Source organism: Streptomyces sp. NPDC059917 (assembly GCF_042730635.1).
Classification (GTDB): Bacteria; Actinomycetota; Actinomycetes; order Streptomycetales; family Streptomycetaceae; genus Streptomyces.
Genome location: NZ_JBHWLC010000033.1, coordinates 1 through 12,680, shown reverse-complemented (window position 1 = coordinate 12,680; position 12,680 = coordinate 1). Strand labels below are relative to the sequence as shown.

Here is a 12,680-nt window from a genome sequence, read left to right as displayed (position 1 = left end):
CGCCCCCGGGCCCGGACGGGCCACCGCGCTCGCGCGGGCGGGGGTGCGCGGTCAGGCTGGACGCGTGCCGACGAACGATCACGATTACCGCGACCTGAACCTGCGTGCCGTCTACGTCAACTGCACGCTCAAACGCTCGCCCGAGCCCAGCAACACCGACGGGCTGATCGACAGGAGCCGGGCCGTGCTGGAGGCGAACGGCGTCACCACCGAGCTGATCCGCGCGGTCGACCGGGACATCGCCACCGGGGTCTGGCCCGACATGACCGAGCACGGCTGGGAGAGCGACGACTGGCCGGTCCTCTACTCGCAGATCATGGCGGCGGACATCCTCGTCCTGGCGGGCCCGATCTGGCTCGGCGACAACAGCTCCGTGATGAAGCGGGTCATCGAGCGGCTCTACGCCTGCTCCTCGGTCCTGAACGAGGAGGGCCAGTACGCCTACTACGGGCGGGTCGGCGGCTGCCTGATCACCGGCAACGAGGACGGGGTCAAGCACTGCGCGATGAACGTGCTCTACAGCCTCCAGCACCTGGGCTACACGGTGCCGCCGCAGGCGGACGCGGGCTGGATCGGCGAGGCCGGTCCCGGGCCCTCCTACATGGACCCCGGTTCCGGCGGCCCCGAGAACGACTTCACCAACCGCAACACCGCCTTCATGTCCTGGAACCTGATGCACCTGGCCGCCCTGCTCCGGCGCTCGGGCGGGATCCCGGCGCACGGCAACCAGCGCTCGCAGTGGGACGCGGGCTGCCGCTTCGACTTCCCCAACCCCGAGCACCGCTGAAGCCCTCCGCCGGCCGCCCGCGCTCCGCGCTTGCACCTCACGCGACGTGAGGCAGCACTGTGGGTGCGTACCCGAGAAGAGGAGGGGCGGAGGCCATGGGCTATTCCGTGGGACAGGTCGCCGGTTTCGCGAAGGTCACGGTGCGGACGCTGCACCACTACGACGAGATCGGGCTGCTCTCCCCGAGCGGCCGCAGCGGCGCGGGGCACCGGCGCTACGGCGACGGTGACCTCGACCGGTTGCAGCGGATCCTGTTCTACCGGGAGCTCGGCTTTCCGCTCGACGAGGTGGCGGCGCTGCTGGACGACCCGCGGACCGATCCCCAGGAGCACCTGCGCAGGCAGCACGCGCTCCTGTCGGACCGGATCGGGACGCTCCAGCGGATGGCGGCGGCCGTGGAGCGCGCGATGGAGGCACGCACGATGAGCATCGATTTGACCCCCGAGGAGAAGTTCGAGGTCTTCGGGGACCACGATCCCGACCGGTACGCCGCGGAGGCCGAGCGCCGCTGGGGCACCACCGACGCCTACGCCGAGTCGCGGCGCAGGGCCGCGTCGGCGACGAAGGAGGACTGGCAGCGGATCATGGGCGAGTCCGACGACATCAACCGGCGGCTGGCCGCGCTGATGGAGACGGGCGCGTCCGCGGAGTCGGCCGCCGCCATGGACCTGGCCGAGGAGCACCGCGCCTGGATCGACGGGAACTCCTACCCCTGCTCGTACGAGATGCACACCGCGCTGGGCGAGATGTACGTCGCGGACGAGCGGTTCACGGCGTACTACGACAAGGTCCGCCCGGGCCTGGCGGTCTACCTGCGCGACGCGATCACGGCCAACGCGGTGCGCCGGGCGTAGGGCGGCCGCCCCGGGGCGCGAGCGCGCCCGTGAGCCCCCGCCGGGGTCTGGAACCCGGTGGGGGCCGTGTGCGTTCATACTTGAAACCACCGCCATGTGTTCCCACCCGGCGCAGGTCCTGCCCGCATCCCCCCGATCCAGGAGACTCCGGAACTCGTGAACATGCTCGCACTCGGCCCTGAGTGGATCTCTCCGGAGTACCTGATCGGGCAATTCGGCCTGATCGGCATCTTGGTCATCGTCTTCGCGGAATCGGGTCTCTTCGCGTTCCTGCCGGGCGATTCGCTGCTCTTCACGGCCGGTCTGTTCGTCGCGGCCGGCACGATCGAGCAGCCGCTGTGGCTGGTCTGCACGCTGATCGTGGCCGCCGCGATCCTCGGTGACCAGGTCGGTTACATGATCGGCAAGGTCTTCGGGCCGAAGCTCTTCAACAAGCCCAATTCGCGGCTCTTCAAGCGCGAGAACCTCGACTCGGCGCAGGACTTCATGGTCAAGCACGGGCCCAAGGCCATCGTGCTCGCCCGTTTCGTGCCGATCATCCGCACCTTCGCGCCGATGGTCGCGGGCGCGACCGCGATGAAGTACCGCACCTTCCTGATGTTCAACGTCATCGGTGGCGTGCTGTGGGGCGCGGGCGTCACGATCCTGGGCTACCAGCTCGGCCAGTTCGAGTTCATCAAGAACAACGTCGAGCCGATCTTCATCGGCATCGTCCTGATCTCCGTCATCCCGGTGATCTTCGAGGTCATGAAGTCCCGCAAGGAGAAGAAGGCGAACCCCGCCCCCGCCGAGCCCGCCGCCGGCGGCCAGGACGGCTTCCCGCCCGCACCGGGCCAGCGCGGGCGGCACGCCAAGCGCTGAACCGCCCGCCGCGCACGCGCCGACGCCCCGGGAGCACCTCGTGCCCCGGGGCGTCGGCGTACCCGGGGCACGCGGTGCCCCGGGGCCGGGCGGGTCAGAATCCGCGGGTCCGCTTGGCCGCGCGGCGCTTGGCGGCGCTCGCGGAGCCCGGGATGCGCATGAAGAGCCGCGAGGCCTCCGAGCCCAGGTTGACCCCGATGGCGATGGCGAAGGCGATCGCGGCGGCGTTGGTCAGCGAGGCGAAGCCCATGCTGAGCCGGTTCTCGGCGATCAGGAGCAGCCCGTAGTACGTCGCCGAGCCCGGCAGCAGCGGCCCGATGGCCGCGGTCACGAAGGGCAGGGCGGAGGCGAAGCGGTAGCGGGAGAAGAGCTGCCCGAACAGGCCCACCAGACCGGCCGCGATCGCGGTGGAGGGTACGGGGGCCAGGTCGCCCGCGTAGTGCAGGGCGCCGTAGGTCACCCAGGCGACCCCGCCGTTCAGGGTCACGATCAGCACGGTGGAGCGTTCCTGCTGGAGCAGGATCGCGAAGGTGAAGACCAGCACCATCGAAGCGATGGTCTGGATGATCGGCCGCTGGGTGATCTGGAGGGCCTCCTCCGGATTGGGCTTGGCGCCCCACTGGAGGCCGACGTAGATCACCACCAGGACGCCCATGATGATCCCGATGAAGAGGTACATGACCTCCAGCAGGCGGGCCGAGGCGGTGATGTAGTAGCCGGTCAGGCCGTCCTGCACGGCCGCGACCAGGGCCCGCCCGGGCAGCAGCGCGAAGAGCCCGCCGGTGATGACCGCGGAGGCGCGCACGTCGATCTCGGCCAGCTTGAGGGCCACCCCGAGCGCGGCGGGCGGCATTCCGGCCACCACGAACTGGTAGAACTCCGGCAGCCCGCGCCCGGCGCACAGCCAGGCCAGCCGGTCGCCGAGCACGGCTCCGATCGCGGCCGCGAAGAAGACCACGACGCCACCGCCGACGAGCGTGGAGGCGGCCCCGGCGAGCAGTCCGGCGGCCAGGGTGAGCACCCAGCCCGGGTACGGGTGGCGGTTGCGCCGGATCTCGGCGAGGCGCCGGTAGGCCTCCTCCAGGGAGACCTCGACCTCGTGCGCGCTGATGTCGTCGACGAGCCGGAAGACGGCCGCCAGCCGGGTGTAGTCGGTGCCCCGGCGGCGCACGGTCCGGCTCGCCGAGACGGGATCGTCCACCAGCGAGGGCTGGTGGGTGATCGAGAGCATGGTGAAGGTGACGGTGGGCTCGCAGCGGTCGAGCCCGTAGGCGCGGGCCACGGCGAACATCGCGGCCTCGACGTCCTCGGCCCCCTCGCCGCCCGCGAGCAGCAGCTCGCCGATGCGCAGGGTGAGGTCGAGCACGCGGCCGACGGCGGGCCCGGAGTCCTCGCTCACGCGCTGCACGGCCTCGGGGACCGGGCGGTCGCCCACGGGCATGCGCAGCATGGTGCGCATCCGGTCCTGCCAGGGGGACTCCTTCATCCGGGAGACCGGGTACCCCTGGCCGGGGGTGTAGGCGGGCGGGGAGTGGCGGCCGCTGTAGGTGGCGGGCAGGGCGAAGGCGGAGCCCTCGGGTTCGACCGGCACGGCGGCGGTGCCCGCGGGGGCGGCGAACTCGGAGGTGGGCTGTTCGTCCTCGAAGACCGCCGCGTCGGCCACTCCGGCAGGCTGGCTGAAGGCGCTGCGCGCCTCGTCCGAGGCGGGCTTGCGCCGGTCGCGGTCCTCTGAATCGGCCTCTGCCGCCACGCGCGCTCCTGTGTCCCTGGGCCGGATCCCCAACCGGTGATCCAATTATGCGGAATCGTTTCGTCCGTGGCGGCCCGGGATACGCCGACGGGCGGAGATCAGCGGGGATCCACTCAGTGGTGGCCGCCCTGCGCCTCCAGGCGCTTGTACGAGGCCTCGATCTCGGCCTCGGCCTCGGTGCGGCCGACCCAGTTCGCGCCCTCGACGGACTTGCCGGGCTCCAGGTCCTTGTAGACCTCGAAGAAGTGCTGGATCTCCAGGCGGTCGAACTCGGAGACGTGGTGGATGTCGCGCAGGTGCTCCACGCGCGGGTCCGACGCCGGGACGCACAGCAGCTTGGCGTCGCCGCCGGCCTCGTCCGTCATGTTGAACATGCCGATCGCGCGGCACTTGATCAGGCAGCCCGGGAAGGTCGGCTCGTCGAGGATGACGAGCGCGTCCAGCGGGTCGCCGTCCTCGCCGAGGGTGTTCTCGACGAAGCCGTAGTCGGCCGGGTAGCTGGTGGACGTGAAGAGGCGACGGTCCAGGCGGATCCGGCCGGTCTCGTGGTCCACTTCGTACTTGTTCCGCGAACCCTTGGGGATCTCGATGGTGACGTCGAACTCCACGTCCTGCTCCTCCATGATCAGCTGCATTGCTTCGAGACTGCTGTGATCCGCGTGCGCGTCCGGCCCAGCCCTGCGGGTGGGGTGCCATGCTCGCGGCAAGACTCAGTGGTTAAGTGTCCCTCACGCATACGTGTGATCGCGAAAGGGGCTGGTAGAGGTGCCATTGATCAAGACATGGCAGCTCATCGCCGGTTCGGCCGTTGCGGGCCTGGCCCTGTCGGCCACCGCGGTGGTCGCGGCCGGTCCGTGGGACTCCGGCCAGCGTAAGGCCGAGCGGGCCGCAGCCGCCTCTTGGGGCCGTACGGGTGGCGGAGATCACGGGGAATATGTCACTCCGCTCGCCGCGCCCAGCGCCCCGGGCGTCCTGGCGCCGTTGAGCGCCCCCGGATCCGCCCCGGCCGCACCGGCCGGGAACCGCGACGACCTCGCCGCCGCGCTGCGGCCGCTGCTGTCCGATTCCGCGCTCGGCACGGTCCGCGGCGCCTCGGTCGTCGAGGCGGCCACCGGCCGGGTGCTCTTCGACAGCGGCTCGCACGAGGCGATGACCCCCGCCTCCACGATCAAGATCGCCACCGCCACCGCCGCGCTCGCCGCCCTCGGCCCCGAGCACCGCATCCGCACCACCGTCGTCCCCGACCAGGGCGGCCGGATCGTCCTCGTCGGCGGCGGCGACCCCTCGCTCAGCGCCCGCAAGAAGAACCCGGCGGGCCCCGGCGGCAGCCTCGTCGCCCTCGCCGCCGACACCGCCCAGGCGCTGCGCTCCGCCAACACCGACACGGTCACCCTCGGGTACGACGCCACGCTCTTCGGCGGACCCGCCCGTCACCCGATCGGCGCCAACGACAACATCGCGCCCGTCAGCGCCCTGATGGCCGACGAGGGCCGGTCCGACGAATCCTTCTCCGGCCCGGTGGGGCGCACCGACGACCCCGCCAGGGACGCCGCCGCCGCCTTCGCCGACCTGCTGCGCGAGCGGGGGATCAAGGTCACCGGCGACGCCGCCCCGGCCAAGGCCCCGGCGGGCGCCGCGCCGCTGGCCTTCACCCTCTCCACCCCGCTGGGCGGGCTCGTCGAGCGGATGCTGACCAACAGCGACAACGACATCGCCGAGGCGCTGGCCCGCCAGACCGCGCTGGCGGCCGGCAAGCCCGCGAGCTTCGAGGGCGCCGAGCAGGCCGTCACCGAGCGGCTCGCCGGGCTCGGGGTCGACCTGAGCGGCGCCCGCTTCGCCGACGGCAGCGGGCTGAACCGGGCCGACAAGGTCAGCGCCGGGCTGCTCACCGCCCTGCTGACCAAGGCCGCCGACCCGGCCCGCCCCGCGCTGCGCCCCGTCCTCACCGGGCTGCCGGTGGCCGGGTTCAGCGGCACCCTGCGGGCCCGCAACGCCGGCGCCTCACCGGCGGCGGGGCTGCTGCGGGCCAAGACCGGCACGCTCACCGGGGTGAACTCGCTGGCCGGTACGGTCGTCGACCCCTCCGGGCGGCTGCTCGTCTTCGCGTTCCTGACGGCGAACACCCCGGCCCCCGACGCCGCCGAGAAGGCCCTGGACAAGCTCGCGGCCACCATCGCCACCACGCCGTAGCCCCGTCCGGGGGGATCCGCCCGGCGGCCCGTCCACGTACCGTTGACGCATGACGAGCATCGGTGGTGTGGAGATGGTCGACTGGAATCTCGCGGTGACGACCGCGACCCGGCTCGTGCGGCCCGGCCCGGAGATCACCCGGGACGAGGCGCGGGCCGTGGTGGCGGAACTGCGCGAGCACGCCAGGACCTCGGAACGGCACGTGCGCGAGTTCACCAGGATGATGCCCGAGGGGACGGTCGTCGAGGACACGCCGGTCCTGGTCGTCGACAGGGCCGGATGGGTCAAGGCCAATGTGGCGGGCTTCCGGGAGCTGCTGGGACCCCTGCTCGGCAAGATGCAGGACCGGCGCGGCAGCACGCCCGGAGGGGCCGTCCTCGGCGCGGTCGGCGGCAAGGTGACCGGGGTCGAGCTGGGGATGCTGCTGAGCTTCCTGTCCTCGCGCGTGCTCGGTCAGTACGAGACCTTCGCGCCGGTCTCCCGGGACCTGCCGGGTTCCGCGACGGGGGGCGGGCGGCTGCTGCTGGTGGCGCCCAACATCGTGCACGTCGAGCGCGAGCTGGAGGTCAACCCGCACGACTTCCGGCTGTGGGTGTGCCTGCACGAGGAGACGCACCGTACCCAGTTCACCGCCGTGCCGTGGCTGCGGGAACATCTGGAGGGCGAAATCCAGACGTTCCTCGGCGCCACCGAGATGGACCCGATGACGGTGCTGGAGCGGCTGCGCGAAGCCGCCCAGTCCCTGGTCGGGGCCCGTCCGGACGGCGAGCGCGGGGAAGAGGGGCGCTCCTTGGTGGAGCTCGTCCAGACCCCCGAGCAGCGGGAGGTGCTGGGGCGGCTGACGGCGGTGATGTCCCTGCTGGAGGGCCACGCGGACTTCGTCATGGACGGGGTCGGCCCCGAGGTGGTGCCCTCGGTCGCGGAGATCCGGGAGAAGTTCCAGACCCGCCGGGCCAGCGGCGCCGGACGCCTCGACGCGGCCCTGCGCAAGCTGCTGGGCCTGGACGCGAAGCTGCGTCAGTACCGCGACGGCGAGCGCTTCGTCCGCGCGGTCGTCGGGGAGGTGGGAATGGACGGTTTCAACCGGGTATGGACTTCACCGAACACATTGCCGACCAAAGCGGAGATCGCCAAGCCCGCGGACTGGGTGGCCCGCGTCCACCGGCGGGGGGAGTGAAAAGGGGCGAACAAGGGGGCGTAAAGCTGTCCCGTCGGGGGAAGCAGCATCACCCGTCCGAGGGACCGTGGGTCGATGAAGGGCGTGCGATGCTCAGGGAACGGCTCGGTTCTGTCACCATCGACGCACTCTGAGTGACAGCCCGTCCTCTCGCGGAACCTTCCGCGGGGCCGGCGGGCGCGGCCGAGCACCCCGAGCGCGCACCACCCCCAACGCCTCCGAGGCATCCGAACTCCACCGAAGGGCACCGGACATGGGTCCCCATCCTGCGGTCGCGGCGATACGCCTGGCGGTCCGCCGCGTACTCCACGACGTTCTCACCGACCTGACCGACCCCACCGAACGCCGCACCGCCCCCGCTGCCCGCCGCGCCGACCGCGCCGACAGCAGGGCCCGCACCGACCGCGCCGGCGGCCCGCAGCCGCTCGTGCTCGTCGCCTGCTCCGGTGGCGCCGATTCCATGGCGCTCGCCTCCGCCCTCGCCTTCGAGGCCCCCAAACTCGGCATCCGGGCCGGCGGCATCACCGTCGACCACGGCCTCCAGGACGGCTCCGACCTGCGCGCCGCCGAGGTCGTCAGCCGGATGACCGCGCTCCAGCTGGAACCGGCGGAAGCCATCGCCGTGCGCGTCGGCCGCGACGGCGGACCCGAGGCGGCCGCCCGCGACGCCCGCTACGCCGCCCTCGACGAGGCCGCCGACCGGCTCGGCGCCGCCACCGTCCTGCTCGGCCACACCCGGGACGACCAGGCGGAAACCGTCCTGCTGGGGCTGGCCCGCGGTTCCGGCATCCGCTCCCTGTCCGGGATGGCCGAGATCTCCGGAGGCCCCGGCCGCACCGGCCGCTACCGCCGCCCCTTCCTGCACATCGACCGGCAGACCGCCCGCAAGGCCTGCATGGTCCAGTCCCTGGCCGTCTGGGACGACCCGCACAACATCGACCCCGCCTACACCCGCTCCCGGCTGCGCCACGAAGGGCTGCCCGCCCTGGAGAAGGCGCTCGGCAAGGGAGTGGTCGAGGCCCTCGCCCGGACCGCCCAGCTCTCCCGGGACGACGCCGACGCGCTGGACGCCTGGGCCGCCGACGCGGAGTCCGCCGTACGGGACGAGCTCGGCCAGCTGGAGTGCGCCAAGCTCTTCGCCCTGCCCCCGGCCGTTCGCCGCCGCGTGCTGCGCAGGGCCGTCCTGTCGGCCGGTTCCCCCGCCGGTTCGCTGTTCGCCCGCCACATCGAGGAAGTGGACCGCCTGATCACGGGTTGGCGCGGTCAGGGCGCCATCAACCTGCCCGGCCGGGTCGAGGCCCAGCGCCAGGGTGGCAGACTGGTCATCCGGCAGGGCTGACGGCGATGACTGAGCCGTCGCCCCGGGCGGCTGAGTCCTCCGGGGAACCCCCGGAGCCACGGCGGACTACGAAAGTGATGCGGGTGGACGAGAAGGACATGGGCGACGACCTCCAGTCGGTGCTCATCACCAAGGAAGAGATCGACGCGAAGCTGGCCGAGCTGGCCGCGAAGATCGACGAGCAGTACGCGGGCAAGGACCTGCTCATCGTCGGCGTCCTCAAGGGCGCGGTGATGGTGATGGCGGACCTGGCACGCGCCTTGTCCACCCCCCTCACCATGGACTGGATGGCGGTGTCCTCCTACGGCGCCGGGACCCAGTCCTCCGGCGTGGTCCGCATCCTCAAGGACCTGGACACCGACATCAAGGGCAAGCACGTCCTGATCGTCGAGGACATCATCGACTCCGGTCTGACGCTGTCCTGGCTGCTGTCGAACCTGGGCTCCCGCGAGCCGGCCTCCCTGGAGGTCTGCACGCTGCTGCGCAAGCCCGACGCCGCGAAGGTCGCCATCGACGTCCGTTGGGTCGGCTTCGACATCCCCAACGAGTTCGTCGTCGGTTACGGCCTCGACTACGCGGAGAAGTACCGCAACCTGCCGTTCGTGGGCACGCTCGCCCCGCACGTCTACGGCGGCTGATCCCGCCGCCGCCCCCGGGTCCCCGTTGGGGAACCTGGGGGCGATTCCCGCCGTTGGAGCATGCGAAGGCGGGTCTGTCAGCCGTCCCACGAGGCCGCGGGTGACAATTCAGGGGTACATTCCGAAGAACAGTCTTTACTCACAGCAGCATTTACCTACGGGCAGGAGGGACGGGGTGCTCTGCGCCCCGTATGGATGGACGTGAAGCGATACTTCCGTGGGCCGGTCATGTGGATCGTGCTGGCCGTCCTCGCCGTGGTCGTGTTGATGAACGTCGTCGGCTCCGGCGGCGGCTACAAGTCGGTGGAGACCAGCGAGGTCATCAAGGCGATCAACCAGGACCAGGTGTCGAGCGCCAAGCTCACCACCGGTGACAGCCAGATGATCAAGATCGAGCTGAAGAGTGGCGAGAAGCTCGGTAAGAACGACGGCACCAAGTTCCAGGCCAACTACATCGGGGACCAGGGCGTCGCGCTCGCCAAGGACCTCCAGACCAAGTACGACGCGGGCAAGATCGCGGACGGGTACACCGTCTCGCCGGACAAGACCAGCCCGTTCCTCAGCGTCCTGCTGAGCCTGCTGCCCTTCGTCCTGATCGTCGTGGTCTTCCTGTTCCTGATGAATCAGATGCAGGGCGGCGGCTCCCGAGTCATGAACTTCGGGAAGTCCAAGGCCAAGCTGATCACCAAGGACACCCCGAAGACGACGTTCGCCGACGTGGCGGGCTCGGACGAGGCGGTGGAGGAGCTCCACGAGATCAAGGAGTTCCTGCAGGAGCCGGCCAAGTTCCAGGCCGTCGGCGCGAAGATCCCCAAGGGCGTGCTGCTCTACGGCCCGCCCGGCACCGGCAAGACCCTGCTCGCGCGCGCTGTCGCGGGCGAAGCCGGTGTTCCCTTCTACTCGATCTCCGGTTCCGACTTCGTCGAGATGTTCGTCGGTGTCGGTGCCTCGCGTGTCCGTGACCTGTTCGAACAGGCCAAGGCCAACGCTCCGGCGATCGTCTTCGTCGACGAGATCGACGCCGTCGGCCGGCACCGTGGTGCGGGTCTCGGTGGCGGTCACGACGAGCGCGAGCAGACCCTCAACCAGCTGCTGGTCGAGATGGACGGCTTCGACGTGAAGGGCGGCGTCATCCTGATCGCCGCCACGAACCGTCCGGACATCCTCGACCCGGCGCTGCTGCGCCCCGGCCGTTTCGACCGCCAGATCGCGGTGGACCGTCCGGACATGCAGGGCCGGTTGGAGATCCTCAAGGTCCACCAGAAGGGCAAGCCGGTCGCCCCGGACGTCGACCTGGGCGCGGTTGCCCGTCGTACGCCCGGTTTCACCGGCGCGGACCTGGCGAACGTGCTGAACGAAGCCGCGCTGCTCACCGCGCGCGGGGACCGGAAGCTGATCGACAACCACGCCCTGGACGAGGCGATCGACCGCGTCGTGGCGGGCCCGCAGAAGCGGACCCGGATCATGTCGGACCGGGAAAAGAAGATCACCGCGTACCACGAGGGCGGCCACGCCCTGGTCGCGGCGGCTTCCCCGAACTCCGACCCGGTCCACAAGATCACGATCCTGTCCCGTGGCCGTGCCCTGGGTTACACCATGGTGCTGCCGGACGAGGACAAGTACTCCACCACGCGCAACGAGATGCTGGACCAGCTCGCGTACATGCTGGGCGGGCGCGCGGCCGAGGAACTGGTCTTCCACGACCCGACCACGGGCGCCGCGAACGACATCGAGAAGGCCACCGCCACGGCCCGCGCGATGGTCACCCAGTACGGCATGACGGAGCGCCTGGGCGCGATCAAGTTCGGTGGCGACAACACCGAACCGTTCCTGGGCCGCGACATGGCGCACCAGCGCGACTACTCGGAAGAGGTCGCCGCGCTGGTCGACGAAGAGGTCAAGAAGCTCATCGAGACGGCGCACAACGAGGCCTGGGAAATCCTGGTCGAGAACCGCGACGTGCTCGACAACCTCGTCCTCGCGCTGCTGGAGAAGGAAACGCTGAACAAGGAGCAGATCGCCGAGGTCTTCTCGACGATCGTGAAGCGTCCGGCCCGCCCCGCGTGGACCGGATCCTCCCGCCGTACCCCGTCGACCCGTCCGCCGGTGCTCTCCCCCCGGGAGCTGTCCCTGACGAACGCGGCGAACGGTAGCTCCGCTCCGGTCTCCACGGAGAAGAGCCCCGAGGCGGTCCCGGAGGACCGTCCCGAGAGCTGACAGAGCGAGCACTCCGGAATGGATGCCGCGGTCCCCAGGTTCTAGCCTGGGGACCGCGGCACTTTTACATGTCCAGCACTGCTGTCCAGCACTGCAATGGCAGGAACGAGGAAGAGATGACCAATCCAGTGACCCTGGATGGCGAGGGCGCGGCCCGCGAGTTCGACGAGAAGCGGGCCGAGGCGGCAGTGCGGGAGCTTCTCCTCGCGGTCGGCGAGAACCCGGACCGCGAGGGCCTTCTGGAGACCCCGGCGCGAGTGGCGCGGGCCTACCGGGAGATCCTGGCGGGCCTGTGGCAGGAGCCGGAGGACGTGCTCACCACGACCTTCGACCTCGGGCACGACGAGATGGTCCTGGTGAAGGACATCGAGATCGTCAGCCTCTGCGAGCACCACCTGCTGCCCTTCCACGGCGTGGCCCACGTCGGCTACATCCCGGCCGAGTCCGGCAAGATCACCGGCCTGTCGAAGCTGGCCCGGCTGGTCGAGGTCTACGCCCGCCGCCCGCAGGTGCAGGAACGCCTCACCACCCAGATAGCCGACTCGCTGATGCGCATCCTGGAGGCCCGCGGGGCGATCGTCGTCATCGAGGCCGAGCACATGTGCATGTCGGTCCGCGGCATCCGCAAGCCGGGCGCCAAGACCCTCACCTCGGCGGTCCGCGGCCAGCTCCGCGACCCCGCGACCCGCGGCGAGGCGATGAGCCTGATCGTGGCCCGCTGAGGCCCCCGCACCGCACACGAAGAGGACGGCCGTCGCATCAGCGACGGCCGAGGAAATTCGTGTGGGTAACCGGGTGGGGGGCGGGGGGGGGCGGGGTGGCGGGGGGGCCGGTGGCGGAGGTGGCGCGGCCGGATGATGGCCCCCG

General features: G+C 71.0%; 11 protein-coding genes. 9 read left to right on the top strand and 2 right to left on the bottom strand.

Annotated elements, in window-relative coordinates:
- Positions 1–64 precede the first annotated feature (64 nt).
- The 3 genes from ACFWAR_RS20215 (at position 65) to ACFWAR_RS20205 (ending at position 2,502) form a co-directional block, all read left to right on the top strand.
- Positions 65–787 (top strand): flavodoxin family protein, encoded by a 723-nt coding sequence (locus ACFWAR_RS20215; RefSeq protein WP_385778982.1) that lies wholly within the window; start codon positions 65–67, stop codon positions 785–787.
- A 95-nt stretch (positions 788–882) separates the two neighbouring features.
- Positions 883–1,641 carry a MerR family transcriptional regulator gene (locus ACFWAR_RS20210; RefSeq protein ID WP_385778980.1) on the top strand — a complete coding sequence of 253 codons (759 nt, stop codon included), beginning with the start codon at positions 883–885 and terminating at the stop codon, positions 1,639–1,641.
- 162 nt (positions 1,642–1,803) lie between these two features.
- Complete coding sequence (locus ACFWAR_RS20205; protein WP_385779095.1) at positions 1,804–2,502, top strand: DedA family protein; 699 nt, start codon at positions 1,804–1,806, stop codon at positions 2,500–2,502.
- A 94-nt stretch (positions 2,503–2,596) separates the two neighbouring features.
- On the opposite strand, the gene ACFWAR_RS20200 is transcribed toward ACFWAR_RS20205, so the two are convergent.
- Both ACFWAR_RS20200 and ACFWAR_RS20195 read right to left on the bottom strand, forming a co-directional pair.
- Positions 2,597–4,252 (bottom strand): threonine/serine exporter family protein, encoded by a 1,656-nt coding sequence (locus ACFWAR_RS20200; protein ID WP_385778978.1) that lies wholly within the window; start codon positions 4,250–4,252, stop codon positions 2,597–2,599.
- 113 nt (positions 4,253–4,365) lie between these two features.
- The gene (locus ACFWAR_RS20195) at positions 4,366–4,860 is read right to left on the bottom strand and encodes an inorganic diphosphatase (RefSeq protein ID WP_214947725.1); all 495 of its coding nucleotides are present in this window, start codon (positions 4,858–4,860) and stop codon (positions 4,366–4,368) included.
- Between the two features lie 157 nt (positions 4,861–5,017).
- Here ACFWAR_RS20195 and dacB point away from each other — a divergent pair, with 157 nt between their 5' ends.
- The 6 genes from dacB to folE all read left to right on the top strand — a co-directional run bounded on the left by dacB (position 5,018) and on the right by folE (position 12,535).
- The gene (dacB, locus tag ACFWAR_RS20190) at positions 5,018–6,442 is read left to right on the top strand and encodes a D-alanyl-D-alanine carboxypeptidase/D-alanyl-D-alanine-endopeptidase (RefSeq protein ID WP_385778976.1); all 1,425 of its coding nucleotides are present in this window, start codon (positions 5,018–5,020) and stop codon (positions 6,440–6,442) included.
- A 49-nt stretch (positions 6,443–6,491) separates the two neighbouring features.
- Positions 6,492–7,619, top strand: coding sequence for a zinc-dependent metalloprotease (locus ACFWAR_RS20185; protein WP_385778974.1), 1,128 nt, complete (start codon positions 6,492–6,494; stop codon positions 7,617–7,619).
- 253 nt (positions 7,620–7,872) lie between these two features.
- Positions 7,873–8,958 (top strand): tRNA lysidine(34) synthetase TilS, encoded by a 1,086-nt coding sequence (gene tilS, locus ACFWAR_RS20180; protein ID WP_385778972.1) that lies wholly within the window; start codon positions 7,873–7,875, stop codon positions 8,956–8,958.
- A 77-nt stretch (positions 8,959–9,035) separates the two neighbouring features.
- Positions 9,036–9,596, top strand: a complete 561-nt coding sequence (hpt, locus tag ACFWAR_RS20175) for a hypoxanthine phosphoribosyltransferase (RefSeq protein ID WP_356406650.1) — start codon at positions 9,036–9,038, stop codon at positions 9,594–9,596.
- Positions 9,597–9,791: 195 nt separating this feature from the next.
- Positions 9,792–11,813, top strand: a complete 2,022-nt coding sequence (gene ftsH / locus ACFWAR_RS20170) for an ATP-dependent zinc metalloprotease FtsH (protein WP_385778969.1) — start codon at positions 9,792–9,794, stop codon at positions 11,811–11,813.
- Positions 11,814–11,929: 116 nt separating this feature from the next.
- On the top strand, positions 11,930–12,535 hold the full coding sequence (gene folE / locus ACFWAR_RS20165) for a GTP cyclohydrolase I FolE (RefSeq protein ID WP_385778967.1): 606 nt from the start codon (positions 11,930–11,932) through the stop codon (positions 12,533–12,535).
- The last annotated feature ends 145 nt before the right edge of the window (positions 12,536–12,680 follow it).

What these genes read in the sequence shown, in the direction of transcription:
- ACFWAR_RS20210 (WP_385778980.1), top strand. Translation starts at nt 883, where the DNA reads ATGGGCTATTCCGTGGGACAGGTCGCCGGTTTCGCGAAGGTCACGGTG.
- ftsH (WP_385778969.1), top strand. Translation starts at nt 9,792, where the DNA reads ATGGACGTGAAGCGATACTTCCGTGGGCCGGTCATGTGGATCGTGCTG.
- folE (WP_385778967.1), top strand. Translation starts at nt 11,930, where the DNA reads ATGACCAATCCAGTGACCCTGGATGGCGAGGGCGCGGCCCGCGAGTTC.
- ACFWAR_RS20185 (WP_385778974.1), top strand. Translation starts at nt 6,492, where the DNA reads ATGACGAGCATCGGTGGTGTGGAGATGGTCGACTGGAATCTCGCGGTG.
- tilS (WP_385778972.1), top strand. Translation starts at nt 7,873, where the DNA reads ATGGGTCCCCATCCTGCGGTCGCGGCGATACGCCTGGCGGTCCGCCGC.
- ACFWAR_RS20205 (WP_385779095.1), top strand. Translation starts at nt 1,804, where the DNA reads ATGCTCGCACTCGGCCCTGAGTGGATCTCTCCGGAGTACCTGATCGGG.
- hpt (WP_356406650.1), top strand. Translation starts at nt 9,036, where the DNA reads ATGCGGGTGGACGAGAAGGACATGGGCGACGACCTCCAGTCGGTGCTC.